The 25,613-nt window shown below is 65.3% G+C and carries 19 protein-coding genes; 8 read left to right on the forward strand and 11 right to left on the reverse strand.

Annotated features, from left to right (window positions below; translation table 11 throughout):
• Positions 1 to 112: 112 nt before the first annotated feature.
• The 4 genes from FFS18_RS01930 to FFS18_RS01945 are packed head-to-tail and all read right to left on the reverse strand — an operon-like array spanning position 113 to position 4,953.
• Complete coding sequence (locus FFS18_RS01930) at positions 113 to 1,429, reverse strand: mannitol dehydrogenase family protein (RefSeq protein WP_249340256.1); 1,317 nt, start codon at positions 1,427 to 1,429, stop codon at positions 113 to 115.
• The gene (gene uxaC / locus FFS18_RS01935) at positions 1,426 to 2,838 is read right to left on the reverse strand and encodes a glucuronate isomerase (protein ID WP_137869562.1); all 1,413 of its coding nucleotides are present in this window, start codon (positions 2,836 to 2,838) and stop codon (positions 1,426 to 1,428) included. Before uxaC ends, FFS18_RS01930 begins: the two co-directional genes overlap by 4 nt.
• Before the next feature lie 4 nt (positions 2,839 to 2,842).
• The gene (locus tag FFS18_RS01940; RefSeq protein ID WP_137869563.1) at positions 2,843 to 4,150 is read right to left on the reverse strand and encodes an MFS transporter; all 1,308 of its coding nucleotides are present in this window, start codon (positions 4,148 to 4,150) and stop codon (positions 2,843 to 2,845) included.
• A 20-nt stretch (positions 4,151 to 4,170) separates the two neighbouring features.
• Complete coding sequence (locus tag FFS18_RS01945) at positions 4,171 to 4,953, reverse strand: 2-keto-4-pentenoate hydratase (protein WP_137869564.1); 783 nt, start codon at positions 4,951 to 4,953, stop codon at positions 4,171 to 4,173.
• A 43-nt stretch (positions 4,954 to 4,996) separates the two neighbouring features.
• Between FFS18_RS01945 and FFS18_RS01950 the strand changes: the two genes are divergently transcribed.
• The gene (locus FFS18_RS01950; RefSeq protein ID WP_137869565.1) at positions 4,997 to 6,502 is read left to right on the forward strand and encodes a UxaA family hydrolase; all 1,506 of its coding nucleotides are present in this window, start codon (positions 4,997 to 4,999) and stop codon (positions 6,500 to 6,502) included.
• A 188-nt stretch (positions 6,503 to 6,690) separates the two neighbouring features.
• Here the strand turns inward: FFS18_RS01950 and FFS18_RS01955 are convergent, their stop codons facing one another.
• Positions 6,691 to 8,280, reverse strand: coding sequence for a family 43 glycosylhydrolase (locus tag FFS18_RS01955; protein WP_137869781.1), 1,590 nt, complete (start codon positions 8,278 to 8,280; stop codon positions 6,691 to 6,693).
• A 93-nt stretch (positions 8,281 to 8,373) separates the two neighbouring features.
• Positions 8,374 to 11,235 (reverse strand): TonB-dependent receptor, encoded by a 2,862-nt coding sequence (locus FFS18_RS01960; protein ID WP_137869566.1) that lies wholly within the window; start codon positions 11,233 to 11,235, stop codon positions 8,374 to 8,376.
• A 260-nt stretch (positions 11,236 to 11,495) separates the two neighbouring features.
• Between FFS18_RS01960 and FFS18_RS01965 the strand changes: the two genes are divergently transcribed.
• The 3 genes from FFS18_RS01965 to FFS18_RS01975 are packed head-to-tail and all read left to right on the forward strand — an operon-like array spanning position 11,496 to position 14,241.
• Complete coding sequence (locus tag FFS18_RS01965) at positions 11,496 to 12,869, forward strand: pectate lyase family protein (RefSeq protein ID WP_137869567.1); 1,374 nt, start codon at positions 11,496 to 11,498, stop codon at positions 12,867 to 12,869.
• 2 nt (positions 12,870 to 12,871) lie between these two features.
• Positions 12,872 to 13,273, forward strand: a complete 402-nt coding sequence (locus FFS18_RS01970; protein WP_137869568.1) for a cupin domain-containing protein — start codon at positions 12,872 to 12,874, stop codon at positions 13,271 to 13,273.
• Entirely contained in the window at positions 13,270 to 14,241 is a 972-nt protein-coding gene (locus tag FFS18_RS01975; RefSeq protein ID WP_137869569.1) for an alpha/beta hydrolase, read from the forward strand. The genes FFS18_RS01970 and FFS18_RS01975 overlap by 4 nt, the downstream gene beginning before the upstream one ends.
• Positions 14,242 to 14,329: 88 nt before the next feature.
• Here the strand turns inward: FFS18_RS01975 and FFS18_RS01980 are convergent, their stop codons facing one another.
• The 5 genes from FFS18_RS01980 to FFS18_RS02000 form a co-directional block, all read right to left on the reverse strand.
• The gene (locus FFS18_RS01980) at positions 14,330 to 15,856 is read right to left on the reverse strand and encodes a carboxylesterase/lipase family protein (RefSeq protein ID WP_249340257.1); all 1,527 of its coding nucleotides are present in this window, start codon (positions 15,854 to 15,856) and stop codon (positions 14,330 to 14,332) included.
• Positions 15,843 to 16,856, reverse strand: a complete 1,014-nt coding sequence (locus FFS18_RS01985) for a sugar kinase (RefSeq protein ID WP_137869570.1) — start codon at positions 16,854 to 16,856, stop codon at positions 15,843 to 15,845. The genes FFS18_RS01980 and FFS18_RS01985 overlap by 14 nt, the downstream gene beginning before the upstream one ends.
• A 121-nt stretch (positions 16,857 to 16,977) precedes the next feature.
• Positions 16,978 to 17,733 (reverse strand): 2-dehydro-3-deoxy-D-gluconate 5-dehydrogenase KduD, encoded by a 756-nt coding sequence (gene kduD, locus FFS18_RS01990; RefSeq protein ID WP_120217576.1) that lies wholly within the window; start codon positions 17,731 to 17,733, stop codon positions 16,978 to 16,980.
• A gap of 1 nt (position 17,734) precedes the next feature.
• Positions 17,735 to 18,388 carry an RpiB/LacA/LacB family sugar-phosphate isomerase gene (locus tag FFS18_RS01995; RefSeq protein WP_137869571.1) on the reverse strand — a complete coding sequence of 218 codons (654 nt, stop codon included), beginning with the start codon at positions 18,386 to 18,388 and terminating at the stop codon, positions 17,735 to 17,737.
• 15 nt (positions 18,389 to 18,403) lie between these two features.
• A complete protein-coding gene (locus tag FFS18_RS02000) occupies positions 18,404 to 18,598 on the reverse strand; it encodes a hypothetical protein (protein WP_137869572.1) in 195 nt (64 codons plus the stop codon).
• Here FFS18_RS02000 and FFS18_RS02005 point away from each other — a divergent pair, their 5' ends adjacent.
• From FFS18_RS02005 to FFS18_RS02020, 4 genes are all read left to right on the forward strand, one after another.
• The gene (locus FFS18_RS02005; RefSeq protein ID WP_137869573.1) at positions 18,599 to 19,648 is read left to right on the forward strand and encodes a LacI family DNA-binding transcriptional regulator; all 1,050 of its coding nucleotides are present in this window, start codon (positions 18,599 to 18,601) and stop codon (positions 19,646 to 19,648) included.
• Between the two features lie 146 nt (positions 19,649 to 19,794).
• Complete coding sequence (locus FFS18_RS02010; protein WP_137869574.1) at positions 19,795 to 20,979, forward strand: efflux RND transporter periplasmic adaptor subunit; 1,185 nt, start codon at positions 19,795 to 19,797, stop codon at positions 20,977 to 20,979.
• Positions 20,980 to 20,985: 6 nt separating this feature from the next.
• Positions 20,986 to 24,180 carry an efflux RND transporter permease subunit gene (locus FFS18_RS02015; protein WP_137869575.1) on the forward strand — a complete coding sequence of 1,065 codons (3,195 nt, stop codon included), beginning with the start codon at positions 20,986 to 20,988 and terminating at the stop codon, positions 24,178 to 24,180.
• Entirely contained in the window at positions 24,177 to 25,580 is a 1,404-nt protein-coding gene (locus FFS18_RS02020; protein ID WP_137869576.1) for an efflux transporter outer membrane subunit, read from the forward strand. The genes FFS18_RS02015 and FFS18_RS02020 overlap by 4 nt, the downstream gene beginning before the upstream one ends.
• The last annotated feature ends 33 nt before the right edge of the window (positions 25,581 to 25,613 follow it).

Below are 25,613 nucleotides of genomic sequence, written 5' to 3' on the forward strand. Positions count from 1 at the left end.
CTACCTCAATCCGTTCGCCCTGAGCTTGTCGAAGGGCCGTTCTTTCTTGCGACGTCGGAAAAAAGAAGAACGGTGCTTAGACAAGCTCAGCACGAACGGATTTCATATGGGCTTATGGCCACCAATCCGAGGCGACCAGCCCGCCGTCGCCGAATATCCGTTCGATCGCATAGGGACCCGCCGCTGCGGCCCTCAGCCGATCGGCCAGCGGATCGTCGATCGGATGGTCGCTCCGAAGAAAAGCGATCCACGCGGCGATCGCCGCTTCGAGCGACGAGCAGCGCGCCCCGCGCGCCTGATGCCATGCCAGCGTTTCGAGCCAGCGCTGCGGAATCTTCTGGCTGCCGTCCATCGCGATCTGGATCAGCCGGTGGTGAAGCGCCGGATTGGCGAAGCGCTCGAGCAGCGCATCGGCATAGGCGGCGAGATCCTGCCCCGGGGCGGCGTCGATCGTCGGCGCGGCCTCATCGCGCATCAGCCGGTCGATGACGGGGCGGATCGCGGGATCGGCGATCGCCTGATGGACATAGTCATGCCCTGCCCCCAGCCCGATATAGGCGAGCGCCGAATGCGCGCCGTTGAGCATGCGCAGCTTTGCCGTCTCATAGGGGGCAACATCGGCGACGAGCTGCGCGCCGACCTGTTCCCAGCGCGGGCGCGGCCCCGCAAAATCATCCTCGATCACCCACTGGCTGAAGCCTTCGGTGACGACAGCGCCTTCGTCGCGGACGCCGAGTTCGGCCTCGATCGCCGCGCGGTCGGCGTCAGTGGTCGCGGGCACGATGCGGTCGATCATCGTCGCGGGACAGCGGCATTCGCGGTCGAACCAATCCACCAGAACGGGATATTCCACGGCAAGATACTGGCGCATCAGTGCCTTCAGCACCGCGCCATTGTTCGCCAGATTGTCGCAGCTGAGCAGGGTCAGGCCCGGCAAGCCCTTCGCCTTGCGTGCGGAAAGTCCGGCGCCGATAAAGCGGTAGAGGCTCGACGGTCCCTTGGCCGCATCGAGATCGAGCGTGCCGTCAGAGCGGCGCAGATAGCCCTTCTCGGTGACGGTGAAGCTGACGATGTGCGTCGGCGATGCGGCGATAGCGTCGATGACGGCCTGCGGCTCGTCGGCCGCGACAAGCACCTTCTGCACCGCCCCGATCAGGCGCAACCCGGTCCCCGCAGCGCTGCGCGTGCTGACCGTATAGAGCCCGTCCTGCGGATTTAGCTGCGCGGCAACACCGGGAGAACGAAGCGACAAGCCGACTATGCCCCAATCGCGCTCACCCGCCCCCATCGCATCGTCGGTATAGACGGCCTGATGCGCGCGGTGGAACGCGCCGATGCCGATATGGGCGATCCCCGCCGCCTGCGAGGCGCGGTCGTAACCCGGCGCCTGCACCGACGCCGGGAGCGGCGTTTCAGCCGACAGCCTCACAGCTTGTACGCAGCCTTGGCGAGATTGTAGCTGAGGTCGGCGGCGAGTTCGGCGGCCTCCCATTCCTCCATCCGGTGCTCGGCGACGAGCTGCGCGAGGAAACCGCAGTCGATGCGGCGTGCGACGTCGTGGCGCGCGGGGATCGACAGGAAGGCGCGCGTATCGTCGTTGAAACCGACTGTGTTGTAGAAGCCCGCGGTCTCGGTCGTCTGGCTGCGGAAGCGGCGCATCCCTTCGGGGCTGTCGTGAAACCACCAGGCGGGGCCAAGCTTCAGCGCCGGATAATGGCCCGCGAGCGGCGCCAGTTCGCGCGCGTAGCTCGTCTCGTCGAGCGTGAAGAGGATGATGGTCAGCCCCGCCTCATTGCCATAACGCCCAAGCAACGGGCGCAGCGCATGGACATAGTCGGTGGCCGTCGGGATATCGGCGCCCTTGTCGCGGCCATAATGGTCGAACAGCCAGGGATTGTGGTTGCGCAGGGCGCCGGGATGAATCTGCATCACCAGCCCGTCGTCGAGGCTCATCCCCGCCATCACGGTGAGCATGTGCGCGCGAAACAGCTCGGCGTCGGCTGCGCTGACGTCGGCGCCGGTCACACGCGCGAACAGCGCCTCGGCTTGTGCCTCCGATAGGTCGGCGGTCGCCGCGGTGGGGTGGCCGTGGTCGGTCGAGGTCGCACCCATCGCGGCGAAGAAGGCGCGGCGGTTTCGGTGCGCGGCGAGATAGCCGGCATAGGAGAAGGCATCTTCGCCCGAAAGGTCGGAGAAGCGTTGCAGATTGTCGCGAAAGCGTTCGAATTCGGGGTCGACGACCGGGTCGGGGCGGTAGGCGGTGACTACGCACCCGCCCCATTCGCCGCTGTCGTTCGCAGCGCGGATGGCAGCGTGATGCTCGAGCGTATCGATCGGGCTTTCGGTCGTCGCGATCACCTCGATCCCGAAGCGGTCGAACAGCGCGCGCGGACGGAAAGCGTCGGTCGTCAGCGCCTCGGTGATGCGATCGTAATAGAGGTCCGAGGTTTCGGCGGAAAATTGCACGTCGAAACCGAACGCCTCAGCGAACACCCAGTCCATCCACATGCGGCTCGGGGTGCCGCGGAAGAGATGGTAATTTTGCGCAAACAGCCGCCAGCTTTCGCGCGGGTCGGCGTCCGGATTGCGGATACCGAGCGCATCGAGCGAAACGCCCTGCGAATAGAGCATCCGGAACACATAATGGTCGGGATGGAGCAAGAGCTCCGCCGCATTGCCGAACGGCGCATTGCCCGCGAACCAGCTCGGGTCGGTGTGGCCGTGCGGGCTGATGATCGGCAGGTCCGCAACCTCCGCATAGAGCCGGCGCGCGATGTCGCGCTGCGCCGGGTCGGACGGAAAGAGACGGTCGGGAGACAGCAGCAACGGACGCGGCATCGACTTATTTCACCACGCCCACGGTGACCGGTGCAAGCCGCGGGCTCAGGCTATGGATCGCAGCCACAGCGAGGAAATAGACGACGGTACAGGCCGCAAAGATGATCGTGTAATTGCCCCCCGTCGCGTCGAGCACGAGCCCGGTCGACTTCGCCATGATCATCCCGCCGACGCCGCCCGCAAAGCCGCCAAGCCCGATCACCGACCCGACCGCGCGTTTCGGAAACATGTCGGGCGGGATCGACAGGATCGTCGACGAAAAGGCCTGATGCCCCGCGAGCGCGATGCCGATCAGCACCACCGCGAGCCACATATTGTCGAGCCCCGAAACGAACAGCAAAGGCAGCACACAGCAACCCGCGCCGAGCATCGTCGCCTTGCGCGCGAAATTGACGCTATGTCCGGTCTGGATCAGCTTCGACGATACCCAGCCGCCAAGGATGCTGCCGACGTCCGACAGCAGATACATGATGATCATCGGCAACAGCACGACTTTCAAATCGACATTGTAGGTGGTGCTGAAATATTTGGGCAGCCAGAAAAGCATCAGGAACCAGACCGGATCGGTCAGGAATTTGCCGATCGCATAGGCCCACGCCTCGCGCTTGGTGACGATCGCGCCCCAGCCGAGCCGCTCCATCTTTTCGGGCGGATCATGTTCGATCCACGCCAGCTCGGCTTCGCTCACTTTCCCGCTCTCGCGCGGGTTGCTGTAGAGCCAGAGCCAGAGCACAAGCAGGATGACGCCGAAGGCGCCGGTATACATGAAGGTTTCACGCCAGTCGAAACCCATCCACACCATGAACAATGCGATCGTCGGCGCGGTCAGGATGACGCCGATCGTCGTCGCGCTGTTCACCCAGCCGATCGCGTAGGAGCGTTCCTTTTGCGGGAACCATTCGCTCGACGCGCGCACGACCGACGGGAAATGCCCTGCCTCGCCGACGCCGAGAATCACGCGGGCCATCATGAAGGAGGCGACCGACGAGGCGAAGCCGTGCGCGACATGGCCGACGGTCCAGATGCTGATCGCGATCGCATAGCCGATTTTCGGTCCGAAACGGTCGATCAGCCAGCCCATGAGGAGGAAGCCAAGCGCATAGGCGGCCTGGAACGCGGTGACGATGTTGCCATAGTCATTCTCGCTCCACCCGAGCTCCTGCCCGAGCGTCGGCGCGAGCAGGCCGAGCATGGTGCGGTCGATATAATTGACCGTGGTCGCGGCGAACAGTAGCGCGACGATCAGCCAGCGATACCGCCCCGACCGCGGCACTGGCGCCGCCGTCCCTCCGTCCGCGAATGCCTGTGCCATAAACCTCTCCCGTTCTTGCTTTAATAGCTTGTAATCGAGCAACCGACGCGGATTTTTCCGTCGAACAGCGCTTCGGCACGTTGCCCGGGCCTGACTTCATGGATGCCGGTGATCGCGCCCGCCGACACCAGGGTACCGGGCGGAATCGCAATATCGCGCGCGCGCAGGATTTCGATCAGGAACAGCGCCGATCCGAACGGACCGTCGAGCATCGCCTCCATCGTCGCGGCACCGACCGTTTCACCGTCGATCGCCATTTCGACCGGCATGCGAATAAGGTCGGCGTCCTGCCAGCCGACGATCGAAGGACCAAGCACCAGCCCCTTGTTGTTGCCATAATCCGACGCGGTGACCGCGGGGCCGTGGCGGTTGATTTCGGGAAAGGGCGAGCTTGCAATCTCGATCCCGGTGCGAACGTCGACGATGCAATCGCGCACGCTGTCGATGTCATAATCGCGCGTTCCGACCTCGCCAAAGCAGAGCAATATCTCGGCTTCGGCGGCGGCGAAACCGTCGGCATAGACCGGCATCGCCGGCTGCGCGGACCCATCATGAATTTCGTCGACAAAAATCGGGCCGGTCAGGCGGTTGCCGCCGTAGCGATCGACCAGATCGGGCGCGATTCGCCCGACCTTCCATCCGCCGACGCGGCGCCCGTCGAGCGCAATCGCACGATCCTGGATCGCATAGGCGTCGGCCATCGTTTGCGGCATCGCTCCCGGATACAAGGTAAGCGGTGTCTTTTTCGCGCGAGCGGCCAGAAACGCGCGGGCGACATTTTCGTGATCAGCTGTTGCCGGCATCTTTGTCATTTCCCTCTTCCGCGAAACCGTCTAAGAGACACCGGTGTCAAAAGCAAGCGAATATCCGATCGACAAGGCCATCCGCGTGCATGCGGCGGACAATGTCGCGACCGCGATTGCCGATATTGCGGCGGGCGCGAAGCCGATCGCACGCGACGATGTTTGCGCCGCAATTGCCGTCGCGCGCGGGCACAAGATTGCGACCGCGCCGATCGCGCGGGGCGCTGCGGTGATCAAATATGGCTTTCCGATCGGCATCGCGACCGCCGACATCGCGCCCGGCGAGCATGTCCACAGCCACAATCTGGCGACCGCGCTCGGTAGCGACGGCGACTATCAATATACCGGGGTGCCGACCGACGCACCGCCCACCGCAGCATCGGCGCCGGGCTTTTCGGGCTATGTCCGCGCCGACGGGCGCGTCGGCACGCGCAACGAAATCTGGATCCTGCCGACCGTCGGCTGCGTCGGCAATCTCGCCGCGCGCGTCGCGCGCATCGCGGGCATTCGCCATGCCGGGCGCGTCGACGGCATCCATGCCTTCAAACATCCCTTTGGCTGTTCGCAGCTTGGCGACGACCTTGGCCATACGCGCGCCGTGCTCGCCGCACTGGCGCAGCATCCCAATGCCGGGGGCGTGCTGATCGTCGGGCTCGGGTGCGAGAGCAACCAGCTCGGCGCGCTCACCGCGCTGATCCCCGCCGACCGCCGCGGGCATATCCGCACCCTGTCGGCGCAGGCGGTCGAGGATGACGAGGCCGCGTGCCTCGCACTGATCGACGAACTCGTCGCCGGATGCGCCGATACGCCGCGCCGCGAGGTGCCGCTGTCCAAGCTGACCCTGGGGGTGAAATGCGGTGGGTCGGACGGCCTCTCGGGCCTCACCGCCAACCCGCTCGTCGGGCGCATGGCCGATGCCGTTGCCGCCGCGGGCGGCCAGGTCATCCTTACCGAAATTCCGGAAATTTTCGGCGCCGAGCAGATATTGATGGACCGCGCCGTATCGCGCGCGGTGTTCGACGAAGCCGCGGCGCTGGTCCGCGACTTCAAGGACTATTTCATCCGCAACGGCGAGCCGGTGAGCGAGAACCCCTCGCCCGGCAATATCGCCGGCGGGATCACGACGCTCGAGGAAAAATCGCTGGGCGCGGTGCAGAAGGGTGGACAGGTGCCGCTCGTCGATGTCCAGCGCTACGGCGGCGAGGCGCGGCTGGCGGGGCTGACGCTGCTCGAAGCGCCGGGCAACGACGCGGTGTCGTCGACCGCGCTGACCGCCGCGGGTGCGACGGTGATCCTGTTCACCACCGGACGCGGCACGCCGCTCGGCTTTCCGGCGCCGACGCTGAAGATCGCCTCGAACAGCGATCTGGCCGCGCGCAAGGCGGGGTGGATCGACTTTGATGCCGGGACGGTGATCGACGACGGGTTTGACGCGGCGTCGAACGCACTGCGCGATCTGATCGTCGCCACCGCGTCAGGCGCCATCACCAAGGCGGAAGCCAATGAGGAACGCGACATAGCGATCTGGAAATCGGGCGTGACGCTTTGAAGCCAACGTAGCGCTGGGAAAAATTTCGCACAAAGACACAAAGACACGAAGGGGTCTGCTCCATGGCCTGCCGTAGGTTGCGATTAGCGCGAAGCGCTTTCAAATATCGCCTTCGGCGGGAAACCGCCTTTGGGAAAAATGATGATCCCTCTTCGTGTCTTTGTGTCTTTGTGCGAAACGAAAAATCGCTACCCGAGCGCCTCAAAGCGAAAGTCGCGGAACCGCGCCTCGCCCGCCCCGGCTGAGTAAAGCCCGGGGCGCAACATCAGGAAACCGCCGCGGACATTGTGGTGGTAACCCGACACCTCCATGCCGCGGTCGAAACGGACCCAGGTCTTCCCGCCATCGCCGCTGGTGTCATATGTCACGATATGGCGGTCGTTGGTGACGCGCACCCGCATCCGCCGCCCGTGCGGATTGGCGGGGCGCGCGCGTTCGATGCCATATTGGTGGGTGACGAAGCGCCCGCCGTCGAAGCCGAGCCCGCAATAGAGCTTCTCGTCGTAGAAGAGGATCAAGCCCGCGGTGCCGCCGGGTGCGATCTCGATGTCGCATTCGAACCGATAGGCCTGATCGCCCGCGATCAAGAGCAAGGGCGATGAATCGACCGGCGCCTTGCCGCGCGCCGTCAACACCAGGGCGTTATCCGCGACGCGCGCACGGCTGCGCTCGTCGGGGCCGGGCTTGAAGAAATTCCATTTCGCGCCGAGCGCCAGCGCGCCGAAATCATCCGACAGCGCCATGCCATGGGGCCCCGCGACGGTCCCGCCTGCCGGTTTGGCGATCGGTTGCGACAGGTCGCCGCCCTTCATGCGGAACCAGCCGTCGGCGGTCCATTCGATCGGGTCGAGCAGCGCCTGCCGCCCCAGCGTCCAATAGCCATTTTCGAACCCGTGATAGACGCTCCACCAGTCGCCCCCCGGGCCCTCGACGAGCGTCGCATGGCCGCGCGACCACCATTTTTCGGCGGCCGATGTGGTGCGAACGATGGGGTTCGCGGGGCAATTTTCCCACGGACCGTGGATCGACTTCGACCGCGCCGCGATCACCATATGACCCGTCGGCGGACCCGCGGTGCCACCGACCGCGGTGATCATGTAAAAATAGTCGCCGTGGCGCGTGATCTTCGGCCCCTCGGGTGCGAAACCCTCGACCACCCAGTCGGCGGGGTAGCGCCACGGATCATAGACATGTTCCGGCTCGCCGATTCGCGACAGCCCGTCGTCGGACAATCGCACGCGGTCGCCGCCCGACAGGAACAGCCAGCGTGATCCGTCCTCGCCGACCGCATGACCGGGGTCGATATGGTCGGGCAGGTTCAGATCGACCGGCTCGCTCCACGGCCCCTCGATCGTGTCGGCCCAGATCACCCAGCTGGTGTTCGGGCCTTTGGTGGGGATGTACAGAAAGAAACGGCCGCCATGCTTCACCAGCTCGGGCGCCCACACCGATCCGATATTCTTGTGGAGCGCCGGACCGATCGGGCGCCAGTTCACCAGGTCGCGCGAATGCCAGATGACCAGCCCCGGATAGGAGTCAAAGGTCGAGAAGGTCATGTAATAATCGGCGCCGTCCTTCAGGATCGACGGGTCGGGATGGTCGCCGGCCATGATCGGATTGAGAAAACGCCCGTCGCCAAGATCGGGCTTGCGCTGACCGTCGAAGCCCTTCGCCCATGGCGGGGCCGATGGCGATGACGACGCGGCGGCCAGCGCCGACGGTCCGGCGAGGCCCGACAGACCGGTAGCCATCAATCCCGTCCCGGCCAGCTTCAGCATCTCGCGGCGATCGGTCAATTTGCTCTCCTTGAAAAAGAAAGGCCCGGCCCCCGCAAGCGAAGACCGGGCCTCACCGGGACTAACCTGTCGACGTCAAATCTTGACGCGCGCACCGAACAGGAAGGTGCGACCGAAATGGTTGTTCTCGTAATTGCGGTTCGCGTCGATGTCGGTGAAGCGATAGCGATATTCGTCGGTCAGATTGATGCCCTCGACGGAGATTTCGATGTTGTCGGTGATCGCATAGCGCATCGACGCATCGACGTTGATCGTCGAACCATAGCCTTCGAACACATTGCCGGTGCCGCTGTTGGCGTCGGCATAACGGCTGCGATAGCTGATCGAGGCACGGGCGCTGAACTTGCCGTCGTCATAATAGAGCGTGCCGTTATAGGCGCGCTTCGACAGGTTGAAGAGCGTGCCGTTGCGGATCGCCCCGACGTTGGCACCGCCAGGCACGACCGACGGGCCCGCCACCGAATAGTCGGCGTCCGAGTCGATGAAGGTCGCGTTGACGATGCCGCCGAAGTTCGAAAGGAACCCTGGCAGGAAGGTGAACGGAGCCTGCAGCGAAACTTCGACCCCTTTCAGACTGGCGCCTTCGCCATTGCCGATCGAGTTGATCGTCCACAGCTGGCCTTCGGGGTTGATCGCGGCAGGGCTGCTCGGCGGGATGATCGACGTCGGTAGACCGGTCGAGGCAAAGGTGCCGCTGCTCGTCGTTGCGACCGGGAAGCTTGCGATGTCCTTTTTGAACAGCGCGACCGAAAAGATCGATTGCGGCGCAAAATACCATTCGAAAGCCAGGTCGTACGCGGTGGCGCGGAACGGATCGAGGAACGGGTTGCCGTAGTTGATCCGATAGTTGAACCCGTCGACCGAGCCGCCGGGGGTCAGGTTGCCGAGCGTCGGGCGCGTCATCACATCGGCAACCGCAGCGCGGATGATGATGTCTTCGTGCGGGAACAACGCCAGGTTCACCGACGGCAGCCAATCTTCATAGCTGCGCTTCACGGTCACCGCAGCGCCGCTGCTGAGCCCGCTCGACGTCTGCGCGGTGTGGACGTAACGGATCCCGGCGTTGAGCGCATAGTCGAGCCCGCCCAATTCGCCCTTGGCGTCGAATTGCAGATAACCACCGGTGACCTCTTCACGCACGCTGCGGTTGTTGCCGGCGTCGAGCGCGGGGGTGCGGTTATACAGGCCGGTAAAGGCGGTCCCCGCCTCCAGATTCGGGACCAGCCATTCGGTGGTCGTTCCGGCGGGCTGCCCCGCCTTCCCCAGCCTGAACAGCTCGGCGAGCGACGACGTCACCGGGAAACCGTAGATCGCAGTCGGGCCGAACGCCGACGACGGCGAACAGGTCAGCGTGCCGAGCACGCGATCGACACCGCCGTTGCCGCACACCACGGTGTCGCGGGTAAAGGCGACACTGGTGAAATCGAAACGGCGATAGACGCCGCCCGCCTTGACCGTGAAGCCGTCGGTGACGTCCCATTCGGTGCGCAGCTGCGCGGTCCGGAACTTGTTCTCGACCTCCGACGGGCGGTCACGGATTTCGGCGAGCTGGAAATTCGCCGGATTGGTGACGCTGGTGCCAAAGGTCAGCACCGGGTTCGCCATGTCGGTATAGTCGTAGCGATAGCCCTGCGCGTCGCGGTCGTCGAAGACCAGCGTGGTTTCCAGCGGGATCGACGCGATCGATTTCGACAGGCCGCCGAGCAGGGTGAAGCGGAAATTGTCGCCGACATCCTGATCCCAGCTGCCGCCGAACTGATAAAATTCGGTCTTGGCCTGGCGCAGATAATGTTCGGTGCGCACCCATGCGTCGTCGAGCGTCGCCGAGATCATGTTATTGTCGTTGTCGATCACATAGTCGCGGACGTTGATCGAGCGTTCGTTGCTGCGCAGCAGCACTTCACCCCAACGCTCGCGGCGCTGATGCTTGAAGCTCGAGAAGAGCCCGTCGAGCGAAATCTTGGTCGCATCGGTCGGCGCGAACTGGATCGAACCGGTGATGCCGAGGCGCTTCTTGTCGTGCGCGATCTCGCCATAACGCGGGATGCGCGGGTGAAAGGCGAGCGCCACCGAATCGCACGCGGCGGAGCGGCCGTTGGTATAAACGCCGCCCGAATTGGCGACGCCGATGCCGCTCGTTGCGGTGGTGGTAAAGCACGGGGCGCCATTGACCGAATCGAAGCGCGCCTGCGCCCAGCGCACCGTGTTGTTGCCAAGCTCGAGCGTCTTCTGGTCCGAATAGGCCGCCGACACCGCAAAGCCGAGCGTTCCGGCGTCGTTCACCCAGCTGAGCAGGCCCGCCACGCGCGGGCCGACCTTTTCGGACAGGTCGTTGTAGCTGCCCTGCGCCGACAGCGCCGCGGTAAAGCCGCTCTTGCCCGCCAGCGGATTGCCGGTGTTGAGGTCGACGACGGCGCCGAGCGAGCCTTCGTCGAGTTCGGCCGACGCGGTCTTGTGGACGACGATCGAGCTGAACAGTTCGGAAGCAAAGACGTTGAAGTCGAATGCGCGGTCGCGGTTCGCCGAGGCGCCGTCGGTCGAGGTCGCAACGGTTTCGAGCCCGTTGACTCGAACGCGCGTGAATTGCGATCCGAGACCGCGCACGGTGATGCCGCGGCCCTCGCCGCCGTCGCGCTGGATGGTGATGCCGGGAATGCGCTGCAACGATTCCGCGAGGTTCTGATCAGGGAATTTGGCGATGTCCTCGGCGACGATCGCGTCGACCGCGGCCACCGAATCGCGCTTCACGTCGAGCGCCTTGTCGAGCGAGGCGCGAAAGCCGGTGACGACGATCTCGTCTTCGGTCGCGACCGTATCGTCGGCGACGGGCGCGGCGGCGTCCTGGGCAAAAGCCGGTGACACCGCGATCGCGGCAAGCGAAGCGCCGCACGCCAATTGGGTCAAAGCGCGAAGGCCCCGCGTTGCATGAATAGCCATTATCATCCTCCCTTGATCGGCCGAAACTCTTGCCGAAGCAAGAAATGACACCGGTTACTTTGCGAGACCAGACAAATCGGCATGATCGCCTGGCCGGAATTTTTTTTGAGAGTGATGATGGCGCCGTCGCCTGTCGCGACTGGCCGCCCTATCCCCTCTCCCTTGAAAATTTTCTCGTTGACCGATTGGGGTAACCGGTGTCAGGAAGATAGAGGGATTGGAACAGCCGTGTCAATACCCCAATGAATCGGAGAGACGGGATGCCCAAAAAACCTTGGTTGGCCGCGCTTTTTCTGGCGTTTGCACTGCCTGCGAGCCCAGCGCTCGCCGCCGATGCGGCGCCGCTGGCCTTCCCGGGTGCGGTCGGCCCCGCTGCGCACACCATTGGCGGTCGCGGCGGCCAGATCCTGCGCGTGACCACGCTGGCGGCCGACGGGCCGGGGTCGCTGAAGGCTGCGATCGAGACCCCCGGACCGCGCATCATCGTGTTCGAGGTCGGCGGCGTCATCGACATGGGACGCCAGACGATCAGCGTCACCCATCCATTTCTGACCATCGCCGGGCAGACCGCGCCGGGGCCCGGGATCACGCTGATCCGCACCGGCATCGACGTAAAGACCCACGACGTCGTGATCCGCCACCTGCGCATCTACACCGGGGTCGATGGGCAACCGAAACGCAGCGGCTGGGAAGCCGACACTTTTTCGACCGTGGCGGCGCATAATGTCATTGTCGACCATTGCACGCTGATGTGGGGGATCGACGAAAATATGTCGGCGTCCGGCCCCCGCTTCACCGGCAACAGCGTCGCCGAATGGCGGGCGGGTACGAGCCACAATATCACTTTTTCGAACAACCTCGCCGCCGAAGGCCTCGCCGACGCGAGCCATCCCAAGGGCGAGCACAGCAAGGGGTCGCTGATCCACGACAATGCGACGGGCATCGTCTTTTACCGCAATGTCTGGGCGCATAATGTCGAGCGCAACCCGCTGATCAAGGGCGGCGGACAGGCGCTGATGATCAACAATCTGATCTATAACCCGCAGCACCGCGCGGTGCATTACAACCTCATGAACCTCGAATGGGTCGGGCATGATTATGTGACAGGGCAGATCACCGCGATCGGCAACGTGATGCGCGGCGGCAACGACACCGACGAGCAGCTGCCGTTCCTGATGCTGGGCGGCGACGGCGACCTTGAATATTATGGCAAGGACAATCTCCACGTCGATCGCCACGGCGCGGCGCTGCCCGAATTCGGCCGCTATGGCGAGACGCAGGCGAAGCTGATCCGCGCCAAGGCGCCGCTCGCGCCGGTGGGCGGCTATACCATCCTGCCGGTGCGCGATGTCGAAACATCGGTGCTGTCGACCGCCGGCGCGCGGCCCTGGGCGCGCGACGCCGATGAAATCCGTGTGCTCTTTTTCGTCGCCGAAGGGCGTGGGCAAGTGATCGACGACGAGCAGGAAGTAAGCGCCTACCCCAAGGTCAAGGAGGTGCGCGCGCCCTTTGTCGAGGGAGACTGGGATCTTGCGACGATGGAGCCGAAGTCGGGCATCTATCCCGGCCAGACGGCGCCGCTGCCGCAGGAAAATCTGTCGGCGCGCGACCGCGCGTCGCGGACGGGGAATTGACGATGAGCGCGCTGCTCGCCCTGCTCCTCGCTGGCGGAACTGCCCCCGCGATGGTCGTGATCGACGAGACGACGACGGTCCGTGAGGAGGCGCCGCCGCATGGCGCAATCGGGATGTCGACTGCCTACCGGATCAGCGATTCGGTCCCGGCGCCGCGCAGCTTCGAATTTCGCAAGCGCGCGCTGCACGTGGGCGCTGCGATCGGCATCCACCCGATCGACCATGACGAGATATATTATGTCCTTTCCGGCACCGGCATCGTCCATTCGGACGGCGAGGAACAGGAATTGAAGGCCGGAACCGCGGCGTGGCTCTACAAGGGCGCAAAGGTCGGTATCCGCCAGACCGGCGGCGAACCCCTGGTCTTGATTATCGCCTATCCCAACAAGGCGCCCGCGCCATGACGCTGGGTCGCCGCACGCTGTTGGCGGCGGGGCTGACGCTGCCCTTTGCGAGCGCGGCGGCCGAGGCGGCGTGGACGCGGCCCGCGGGCCTGACGCCCGACGCGAGCATCGCGCTGTGGCCGGACGGCCATATCAAGCCGCCACCGGGCCTCGTCGAAGCGGTCGTCCAGCGCAGCGATGATCCGAACGCCAGCGACCGGATGCTCGAGAAGATCACGCGCCCGCGCCTCGATATCTTCCGCCCGGCAAAGCCCAACGGCGCGGCGGTTATCCTCGCCCCTGGCGGTGGCTATCGCTATGTCGTGATCGACAAGGAAGGCTATGAGCTCGCGCGCTGGCTGAAGGACCGCGGCGTCACCGTCTATGTCCTCTTCTATCGCCTGCCCGGCGACGGCTGGACGAACGGCGCCGACGCCCCGCTCGCCGATGCGCAGCGCGCGGTGCGGCTGGTGCGCAGCCGCGCGAAGCTCGACGGCATCGATCCGGCGCGTGTCGCCTTTGGCGGTTTCTCGGCGGGCGGACAGGTTGCGACGAGCCTGCTCACGCGCTTCGACGCAGAGGTCTATGATCCGGTCGACGCTGCCGACCCGCTGCCCGCACGGCCCGACGCGCTTGCCGCCATCTATCCCGTCGTGTCGATGGACCCTGCGATCGCGCATGCGGTGAGCCGCGAGAAACTGATCGGCGCGACGCCCGATGCGGCGCGCGAGAAACTCTATTCGCCCGAGCTTAACGTCCGCGCCGACCAGCCCCCGCTGTGGCTGCTCCACGCCGAGGATGACAGCGTCGTCAAGGTCGCCAACAGCGTGCGGCTCCGCGAAGCGACGCGCGGCATCGGCGCACCCGCCGAAGCGCATTTCTTCGAGCGCGGCGAGCATGGCTTCGGGTTGATGAAGACCGCAGGGCTGCCCGTCGCGATCTGGCCCGAACTGCTGTGGAACTGGCTCGGATCGCAGGGGATCGTCTGATCTCCGTCATTGCGAGGAGCGAAGCGACGCGGCAATCCAGCGTGGCGTAAGCCGCTCTGGATTGCTTCGCTTCGCTCGCAATGACGCGTTAGGATCCCGGCTGGATATACGGCGCGCGCGCGAACAGCTCGCGCTCCCACTTGCGCGGGCCATTTTCGACCCGGCTTTCCGTGTCGAAGATCATCGTCTGCCGCTTGGCCAGATCATAGGCCGACCAGCCCGGATTGCCCGTGCGCGCAAAGCGGACGAAGGCGTCCATCATCCGGTCGCTCATCGCCTGCTGCGCCGGGGTCGGGTCAGCGACGGTGCCAAAACTGAGCGCAATATCGTCGGCGTGCTTCGCAGCCTCGAAATCGAGCTGATAGACGAACCCCGGATGCCCCGCCCGCGCGCGCGCTTCGGCCTCCTCGACCTGCCCGCGCCAGCTGCGCGCCGCGGTGACGATGCGGTGGAACAGTTCGAGCGGATCTGCCGCAGGATAGCGTCCCCGAAACTGCGCGACGACCCACGATGGTTCGATGTCGATCCGCATTTCGGGCGCGATGCGAGCCGCGAGATTATCGAAACCCAGCCCGGCAAGCTGTTTGCCGTCCGGCGAATAGAAGGCGCGCGTTTCCATCACCGTATTGCCGAGCATCATCGGAATAGCGAGCGACTGCGGCGCGGCGTCGGGCCAGAAGGGGTGGCGCGTCAGATGCCTCATGTCGAGCACCGGCCCCATATAAACCCCGCCGCCGAGGATCGGATCGGTGGCCGACAATGCCGCGATCAATTGCTCGACCGGCACCGTCGCCGGATCGACATCCTTGCCGAGCTTTTCGAGAAACGCCTGCGCGCGCTTCGTCGCGTTGAGCGGACCCGACGCGGTGACCTGCTGCCCGCTCATCGTGATCGCCTTGTGGAACAGCCCCTTCGCCGCGGGCATCGCCATCAGCGTCGCGATTTTGGCGCCGCCGCCCGACTGGCCGAAGACGGTGACATTGGCCGGATCGCCGCCAAAGGCAGCGATATTGCGCTGGACCCATTGGAGCGCAACGATCAGGTCGAGTTGCCCCGCGTTGCCGCTGTCAGGAAAGCGCGCATCGAGCCCGGCGAGATAGAGATAGCCGAGCGCGTTCAACCGGTGGTTGACGGTGACGACCACGACATCGCCGCGCGCGGCGAGGCGCGCGCCGTCGTTGACCGGATCGGTGACACTGCCGGTCGAATAGGCGCCGCCGTGGAAATAGACCATCACCGGGCGCTTCGCTGGCCGTTCGATGTCGGGCGTCCAGACGTTGAGGAACAGGCAATCCTCGTCCTGCGGCTGGTAACGGCTGCCCGTCTGGGGGCAGGCGGGACCAAAGACGTCGCCGCGCAATTGCTCGGCGCTGGTCACCGCGACCGGCGCACGAAAACGCGCGGCACGGCCATAGCGGATACCCGTGAAGCTCCAGGACTGGCCGTCACCAAAGCTGCGACGCTTATCTGAACGATAAGAACCGTCGGGCGCGCTGACCGCCCCGATATGGTGGATTGGAGTCACAATCTCGGCGCGCACAAGCCCCGAAAGAAAGAGCGTGCTGCCAGCCGTAGCCAGTAGCGCGCGGCGGTCGATCGGGTCAGCGCCGGACATCAAGCCCGCCGCCGTGGAACGCATCGATGTCGGCCTGCCCGAAACGGCTCGCGTCGCCCGGCAGCGAATGTTTGAGCGCGGTCAGCGCGAGCCCGCTTTCCGCCATCGCCCGCGCATCGCCGCTCGCGCGGTGCGCATGGAGCACCCCGGCGGCGAAGGCATCGCCCGCGCCGATCCGGTCGACGATGCCCGTGACGTCGATCTCGCCGGTCTGGTGGCCACCGCTGCGCACATCGACGCGCGCAGCGATGCGGTGGTGATCGGCGGTGACGGTGTGCCGCGCGGTCGAGGCAATCAGCCGGAGGTCCGGAAAGGCAGCGAGCCCGGCCTCGGCGGCCTCGCGCCGCCTGTCCGCCCCGTCGCCGCTGAATTCCTGCCCCAGCACCAGCGACAGGTCGCGGTGGTTGCCGAAAAGGATGTCGGCGAGGCCGATCAGTTCGGACAGGATTGCGCGCGGATCGCTGTCCCACGCCTCCCACAGCATCGCGCGGTAATTGCCGTCGAAGCTTATCGGCACGCCGAGCCGCTTCGCCGCGCGCGCCGCCGCGAGTGCAGCCTCTGCCGAGCGCGGCCCGAGCGCAGGAGTAATGCCCGACAGGTGGAGCAGGCCTGCACCGGCGAGCAGGGCGTCCCAGTCATAATCGTCGGCACCGGTCGCCGCGAAACTGGACCCCGCGCGATCATAGACGATTTCGGACGACCGTAGCCCTGCACCGACGCTCAGGAAATAGAGGCCCATCCGGCCGGGACCCGTGGTGACGGCGGTGCAATCGACGCCGCCGCCGCGCACCGCCGCCACTGCTCCGCGACCCAGAGCATTCGAAGGAACCCTGCTGACCATCGCGCAGTCATGGCCAAGGTGCGCCAGCCCGATCGCGACATTCGCCTCGGCGCCGCCGACATGGAGCGCCAGCGACGGCGACTGCATCAGCAGTTCGTTGCCCGGCGCGGTCAGGCGGATCAGCAATTCGCCGAAAAAGACTAGCTTGCCTTGCCCCATCCCAACTCCATTCGCCGGATAACCGGCTTATATCTTGACCATAGCCCTGAGCCTGTCGAAGGGCGCCTAACGCGGATAAGCGCCCTTCGACTTGCTCAGGGCTACGGTGATGTTTTCGAGCCTAGCGTGCGAGCCAGCCGCCGTCGACGGCGAGGATATGCCCCTGCACATAGTCCGACGCGCCCGACGCGAGGAACACCGCGGCGCCGCCGATGTCGGCGGGGTCGCCCCAGCGGCCCGCGGGAATGCGCTCCATGATCTGACGATTGCGCGTTTCGTCGCCTTGCAGCGCGGCGGTGTTGTTGGTTGCAATATAGCCGGGTGCGATCGCGTTGACCTGCACGCCCTTCGCCGCCCATTCGTTCGCGAGCAGCTTGGTGAGCCCGCCGACCCCTGATTTCGACGCGGTATAGCTCGGCACGCGGATGCCGCCCTGAAAGGTCAGCATCGATGCGATGTTGATGATCTTGCCGCTACCGCGCGCGATCATGTGGCGCCCGACGCTCTGGCAGAGGAAGAACAAGGTCTTCAAATTGGTGTCCATCACCGCGTCCCAGTCGGCCTCGGTGAAGTCGACCGCATCGGCGCGGCGGATGATCCCGGCATTGTTGACGAGGATGTCAATGCGGCCGAATTCGGCGAGCACCGCATCGACCAGCGGCTGCACCGCGCCGACGCTCGACAGGTCGGCGGCGAAGTTTTCGCCCTTGCGGCCAAGTGCGCGCACCTTGCCCACGGTTTGATCGGCGGCCGAGCGCCCCGCAGCGGCGACGTCCGCCCCCGCTTCGGCGAGCGCGAGGGCAATCCCCTGCCCAATGCCCGTATTGGCGCCGGTGACGAGCGCCACCTTGCCCGAAAGGTCAAACAGCTTGCTCATGTCAGGCGAGCGCCGGCTCCGCCGAAACACTCTTCAGATAAGCGCTGATCGCCTCGTCCTGCGAGTTGGCGTAGAAATATTCTGCGAATTTCTCGCCCGCGATCGCGGCGCGCAGCAGGTCCTGATCGACCGTTTTCAGCACGGTCAGCATGTCGTGGCACGACGCGGCCTTGAGATCTTTCAGGATGCCGCGGTTCGTCCGCATGATTTCAGCACGCTCCTTGGGGTAGCCCAGCCCGCGTTCGCCATCGAACAATTTGCGATAGACATCTTGCAGGTTGAGCTCGGCGGCCCAGCCGAAACCCTTGGCATAAGGCATCGAAATTGCATTGCCGTCGTTGATCTGGCCGAACAGGAAGGCATCGGTCGGATCGATCACCAGCCCGCAGAACACCCCCGGCATCGCGTTGCACGCGAGCATCGAGCCCATGCCTGTGCCGCAACCGGTCACGACGAAATCCGCGGCCTTCGAGTTGAGCAGGATGCCCGCGAGCAGGCCGTTCATGATGTAGGTCAGCGACGCTTTGTCGTCGGCCGAATACATGCCGTAATTGAACACCTGATGTCCCAGCGGCTCGGCCACCGTGGTCAGCGCGTCGTGGATGATGGCGTTCTTGGCAGCCTGGCTGTTCTCGGTGATCAGCGCGATCTTCATGATGCGGTTCCTTTGCTAGGTTTGCGACACGCTAATCATTTTGGTAACCGGTGTCAATATCACTGCCTTGACGATTTGAGGCTTGCGCTGGACACCGGTATCAGTTTTCGGCAGATGGCGGTTGTCGCGGTTGATTTCGCCCGGCCCCGCGCCCATCACGGCGGGCGAACGGCGGGACAGCATCGGGAACCCGCAGAGGAAAAGGCGCATATGGCGGCACAGACCAAGGGGCCGGGGGGCAAGCAGCCGACGATCAACGATGTCGCGGCGCTCGCCGGGGTATCGAAAAAGACCGTCAGCCGGGTGATCAACCGGTCGGAATTTCTGACCGAAAAGACGCGCAAGGCGGTCGAACAGGCGATCGAGACGCTGGGTTTTGTTCCCAACCCGCAAGCGCGTGCGCTGGCGTTCCGGCGCAATTTCCTGATCGCGCTGCTGCACGACAATCCGAATGCCCAGACGGTGCTGAACTTTCAGCAAGGCGTACTCGACGCGATCAAGGACAGCGACTTGGCGCTGCTCGTCCGCCCGGTCGATCGCGGATCCGATCAGCTGCTTGACGACGTCCGCACCTTTCTCGAAAAGCAGCGCCCGATCGGTGCGCTGTTGTTGCCGCCGATTTCCGAAAACAACGCGCTGGCCGCGCTCTGCGAAGATCTTGGTGTGCGCTATGTGCGCGTCGGGTCGGCGCCGCTCGACGATGCTAAACATTGCGTGTCGTCGAATGACCGCGAGGTGGTTGCCGAAGCGGTCCGCGCGCTGATCACGCTCGGCCATCGCCGCATCGGTTTCGTGCGCGGTCCGGTCGGCTTCCGCTCGGCCGCCGAGCGCGAAAAGGGATTTATGGAAGCGCTCGCCGAAGCGGGGCTCGACCTGCCGGACGCCTATAACGCGCCGGGCAATTACCGCTATGCCGCCGGGATCGAGGCCGGCGAGGCGCTGCTGTCGCTATCCGAGCCGCCGACCGCGATCTTCTGTTCGAACGACGAAATGGCCGCCGGGGTGATGAGCGTCGCGCACGCCAAGCGGATCGACGTCCCCGGCGCGCTGTCGATCATCGGCTTCGACGACAGCCCGACCGCGACGCATATCTGGCCCGCGCTCAGCACCGTGCGCTGGCCGATCCGCGAAATGGGGGTGCGCGCTGCGCGAACGCTTGTCCCCGACTTTCTGCCGTCCGCCAGCAAGATCGACGAGCAGGAAACCGCGGTACTTGCGTCAACTTTTGTCCAGCGCCAGTCGGTCGCACCACCCAAATAGCGGCCGATGCGCCCAAGCGGTCGGCGGAAGAAAATTGTCTTAAATTGTCGCAATCACCCGCATTGCCCTTGCATGCGTCAATTCAATGGGTTGAATAGGCGCCAACCCCTCCCCGCCGCGCGGCGTGCTGACATGAGAATATCCATATGCTGGACAAAAGGTCGCTGCTGCTGGCCGGAACATTATGCGCCGCGACCCTGTCGCTCGGCGCCTGTTCGAGCGAGGAAGAGGCCGGCAAGAACGGTCGCGGGGCGCCGGAAGTCGGTTTTGTCGTTGCGAGGGTCGAGGCGGTCCCGGTAACAACATCGCTCGGCGGGCGCACGGTGGCCTTCGAAACCAGCGAAGTCCGGCCGCAGGTGGGCGGCCTGATCCGCCGCCGCCTGTTTACCGAAGGCGGTTTCGTGCGCGCCGGGCAACCGCTCTACCAGATCGACGCCAGCCTCTATCAGGCCGCCGTCGATCAGGCCGCCGCCAACCTCGCCAGCGCCCGCGCCAGCGCGCAGGCCGCCGACGAGCGCGTTCGCCGTTTCGCCCCGCTCGCCAAGATGCAGGCGATCGCCGAACAGGATTATACCGACGCCCTGGCCGAAGCCCGCGTCGCGCGCGCCGCGGTGGCGCAAAATGGAGCGGCGCTGGAAACCGCGCGCATCACGCTGCGCTATGCGACGATCACCGCGCCGATCAGCGGTCGCATCGGCCGCAGCCTCGCCACCCCGGGCGCGCTGGTGAGCGCGAGCCAACCGACGCCGCTGACGACGATCCAGCGCATCGACCCCATTTATGTCGATATGCAGCAGTCGAGCGCCGAACTCACTGCGCTGCGCCGCGCGATCGCGGCGGGGGGTGCCGCACCCGGCAGCACCGCGGTGCGGCTGCAGCTGGAAGATGGCAGCGCCTATGGGCTGACCGGGACCGTCGAATTTTCCGAAATGACAGTGAACGAGGCCACGGGCACCGTGACCTTGCGTGCCCGCTTTCCCAATCCACAGGGGCTTTTGTTGCCCGGCATGTTCGTCACGGCGACGTTCGAGCAGGCGGTCGATCCCACCGCCATCCTGGTTCCGCAGCAAGCTGTACAGCGCGACTTCGACGGATCGGCATTTGTGTATCTGGCGGGACCAAACAACAAGGCGGTGCGGCGCAAGATCGAAACGTCGCGCACGGCCGGCAGCAACTGGATCGTGACCAGCGGGCTGAAGGCCGGCGACCGCGTCATCACGCAGGGGGTCGGCAATCTTCGCGACGGCGCCGACATTCGCGCCGTTCCCGCCAGCACGCCGCAACGGGTGGGGGCGCCCGCGGCGGCCAAGACAGCAGAAAAGAGTAAATAGCCCCCCATGTCCCGTATCTTCATCGACCGGCCGATCTTTGCCTGGGTGCTCGCGATCGTCGTCATGCTTGCAGGGTTCGGGGCGCTGCGCGCGCTGCCGATCGAACAATATCCCGACATCGCGCCGGTGCAGGTGAACATCCGGGCGAGCTATCCGGGCGCATCGGCGGAGACGGTCGAAAACAGCGTAACGCAGATATTGGAACAGCAACTGACCGGCATCGACGGGCTGCTCTATTTCAGCTCGCAATCCAGTTCGCGCGGGCAGGCCAGCATCACCGCGATTTTCGACAAGGGCACCGATCCCGACATCGCGCAGGTGCAGGTGCAGAACAAGATCGAGTCTGCTGTGTCGCGCCTGCCTCAGCAGGTCCAGCAGCAGGGGGTGCGGGTCAGCAAGTCCAATTCGGACACGCTGCTGATTGTCAGCGTCTATGACAAGACGCGCACGCGCAACAATTATGACGTCTCCGATTATCTGACGACCAATATCCAAGACCCGTTGTCGCGGGTCGAGGGGGTCGGCGACGTCAATATCTTCGGTTCGCCGCACGCGATGCGGATCTGGCTGAACCCGCAGCGGCTCGCGGCCGTATCGCTGATGCCGAGCGACGTGGTTGCGGCGATCAGCGCCCAGAACAGCGAAGTCGCCGCGGGCGAGGTCGGCGGCCTGCCGTCGCCGCGGGGTCAGTTGCTGACGGCCACTGTCACCGCCCAGTCGCGCCTGCAAACCCCCGAACAGTTTCAGAATATCGTGCTCAAGACCTTGCCCGACGGTTCGGCGGTGCGGATTCGCGACGTCGCACGTGTCGAAATCGGCGCCGAAAATTACGGCTCGGTCGGTCGTCTCAATCGCCAGCCGAGTTCGGGCATGGCGATCTCGCTGTCGCCCGGCGCCGACGCGCTGGCGACGGTCGAGCGCGTGAAGGCACGCATGACCGAACTGGCGCAGAACATGCCCGACGGGCTCGACTATGCCTATATCAACGACACGACGACCTTTATCCGCCTGTCGGTCAGCGAAGTTCAAAAGGCGCTGTTCGAGGCGATCCTCCTCGTCATCATCGTGATGTTCGTGTTTCTGCAAAGCTGGCGCGCGACGCTGATCCCCGCGATCGCGGTACCCGTCGTGCTGCTCGGTACCTTTGGCGTCTTCTACCTTGCCGGGTTCAGCATCAACACGCTGACGCTGTTCGGGCTCGTGCTCGCCATCGGCCTGCTCGTCGACGACGCGATCGTGGTCGTCGAGAATGTCGAGCGGTTGATGGAAGAAAATCCCGGCATGTCGGCGCGTGAGGCGACGATTCAGTCGATGAAGGAATTGCAGGTCGCGCTGATCGCGATCGGGCTTGTGCTGTCGGCGGTGTTCCTGCCGATGGCCTTTTTCGGCGGATCGACCGGCGTCATCTATCGCCAGTTTTCGGTGACGGTGGTGTCGGCGATGGTGCTATCGGTGTTCGTCGCGCTGGTGCTCAGCCCGGCGCTGACCTCGACCCTCCTCAAACCCCGCGCGCACGGTGAAACGCCGCCGGGCCGCTGGCCGCGCGTCGATGCGGCGCTGACCCGCGCGAAAACATGGTTCAACACCCGGTTCGAGCGTACCACCGAAAGCTATGTCGGCAGCGTCGAAAAGGTCGTCGATCGCAAATGGCGCTTTCTGGGCCTGTACATGATCATTGTCGTGCTGCTCGCCTTTCTGTTCCTGCGCCTGCCTGGCGGTTTCCTGCCCGGCGAAGACCAGGGCCGCGTCCAGATCCAGTTTCGCCTGCCCGCAGGTGCGACGCAGGAACGCACGCTTGAGGTCCGCGACGCGATCGAGGACCATATGCTGAGCGCCGAAAAGGCGAATATCGAATCGCTTTTTCTGAACGCCGGCGGTGGCGGTGGCGGCGCGTCGGGGCAGAACACCGGCCAGGGCTTCGTCAATCTGGCACATTGGGACGACCGCCCGGGCAAGGAAAACAGCGCCGACGCGATTGCCGAGCGCACGCGCCGGGCCTTTTCGGGGCTGCGCGATGCACAGGTCTTTGCGCTGGTGCCGGGCGCGGTCCGCGGCCTTGGCGATACGTCAGGTTTCACGATGCAGTTTCAGAACCGCAGCGGACTGACGCGCGAAGAATTTGCCGCGGCGCGCGACCGGCTGCTCGCCGCGGCGAACACCAATCCCAAATTGTCGTCGGTCCGGCTCAGCGACCTACCCGATCTGGCCACGCTGAAGATCGATATCGATACCCAGCGCCTGACCACCTATGGCCTGAGCAACGCCGATGTGAACAGCACGCTGGCGACCGCTTGGGGCGGCCGTTACGTTAATGATTTCATCGACGAAGGCCGGGTGAAGCGCGTCTATGTCCAGGGCGACGCACCCTATCGGGCCAAGCCCGAAGACCTCAGCCAATGGTATGTGCGCTCTGCCGATGGCGGCATGTCGCCCTTTTCGGCGTTCGCCCAGATCGGCTGGTCGACGACCCCCAGCACCACCTCGCGTTTTCAGGGTATTCCCGCGTTCGAAATTTCGGGTCAGCCCGCCGAGGGAACCAGTTCGGGCGAAGCGATGGACGAAATCGCGGCGCTGGCCGGCGAAATTCCCGGCACCAGCGTCGCCTGGTCCGGCGCCTCGTATCAGGAACGGCTGTCGTCGGGACAGGCGCCCTTGCTCTATGCACTGTCGTTGCTGGTCGTGTTTCTGTGCCTGGCGGCACTGTACGAAAGCTGGTCGATCCCGGTCGCCGTCCTGCTTGTCATCCCGCTCGGGCTGGTCGGCGCAGTGTTCGCGGTCACGCTACGCGGGCTCGAAAACGACGTCTATCTGCAGATCGGGCTGCTCACGACGATGGGTCTGGCCGCCAAAAATGCGATTCTGATGATCGAATTTGCCGAGCAGGAAGAGAAAAAAGGCAAGCGGGTGATCGAAGCAGCGATCATCGCGGCGCGCATCCGCCTGCGCCCGATCCTGATGACGAGCTTTGCCTTCATCTTCGGCGTTTTGCCGCTGGCCCTGGCCTCAGGCGCCGGGGCGAACAGCCGCATCGCGATCGGCACCTCGGTGATCGGCGGCATGCTGACCGCGACCCTGCTCGCGATCTTCTTCATCCCGCTGTTCTTCGTTCTCGTCCGCCGCGGGGTGCGCGACGGGCTTGCCGCGCTGCGTGCGCGCTTCGGCAGGAAGACGGACGATGGCGCGGCGGGGGTACCGGCATGATCGCGGCCCGCACGCTGCTGCTTGCGACGACGCTCGCGCTTGCGGGTTGCTCGCTGGCGCCCAAGACCGTGCTCCCGCCCCCGCCGGTGCCGCAGAGCTGGCCCGTCGGCGATGCCTATCTGCTGCAAAGCGAGGCGGCGCTGCCGGTCCTGTCGTACCAGAGCGTCTTCACCGATCCCCGCCTCCAATCGCTGGCCGAGCAAGCGCTCGCGAACAACCGCGATCTTCGCATCGCCTATGCCAATGTCGCCGCGGCGCGCGCGCAGGCGCGCATCACCCGCGCTGGGCAATTTCCCGAAATCGGGATCAGCGGCGGCGCGGGCTATTCGGACAGCAATGGTGCGAGCGGCAGCGGCGACTTCTCGCTGCGCGGCGGAGTCACGGCGTTCGAGCTCGACCTGTTCGGCAAGCTCGCCAATGCCACCGAGGCCGATCGCAACCGCGCGCTGGCGACCGAGGCGGCATCGCGCACCGTGCGGCTGGCGCTGATCGCCAGCCTGGCCGACGCCTGGGCGACCTATGGCGCCGACCGCGACCTCCTGAAGATCGCCGAGGACACCGCCGCCAACGCGCGCGAAAGCGTGCGGCTGACGCGGGCACGGCTCGACGGCGGGGTGGCGCCGCGCACCGACCTGCGCCAAGCCGAACAGATTCTCGCGACAGCGGAGGATGCGATCGCGCAGCAAAGGACCGCGCTCGCGCAGGACGAAAATCTCATCCGCCTGCTCGTCGGCGGCGATGTCGACCGCGCGCTGCTCCCCGCGGGCCTCACCGAAGTCACACCCTCGGTCGTGGGGTTGCCTGCAGGAGTCAGCTCCGAAATCCTGCTTCGCCGCCCCGATGTGATCGAGGCCGAATATGGCCTGCGCGCCGCCAACGCCGACATCGGCGTCGCGCGCGCGCAGCTGTTCCCGTCGATCTCGCTGACCGGGCTGCTCGGCTTTGCCAGCGACGCGCTGTCCAGCCTCTTCGACAGCGGATCGTTCAGCTGGTCGGCGGGCGGCGACGTGACCGCGCCGATTTTCGACGCCGGGGGCCGCCGCGCCGGAGTAGCGGTCAGCGAGGCGCAGCGCGACGCAGCGCTCGCAAGCTATGAAGGCGCAATCCAGACCGCGTTCCGCGAGGTCGCCGATGCGCTGGCGGTGCAGGGGACGATCGCCGACCGGGTGCGCGCGGCCGCCGCGAACACCGCCGCCGCCGCTGACACCGCGACGCTCACCGATGCGCGTTACAAGGGCGGAGTCGACAGCTTCCTCGCCAGCCTCGACGCACAGCGCAGCCTCTATGCGGCACGGCGCAGCGAAATCGCGACGCAGCTGCTGCTCGTCCAGACCCGCATCGCGCTGTTCCGCGCGCTCGGCGGCGATAGCGGCGCAGGGACGGCTTCCCCCACCCCCTGACGACCCTCGTCACCCCGGGCTTGATCCGGGGTC

Origin of the sequence: Sphingopyxis sp. 2PD, from assembly GCF_005503695.1 — a bacterium.
Taxonomy (GTDB): domain Bacteria; phylum Pseudomonadota; class Alphaproteobacteria; order Sphingomonadales; family Sphingomonadaceae; genus Sphingopyxis.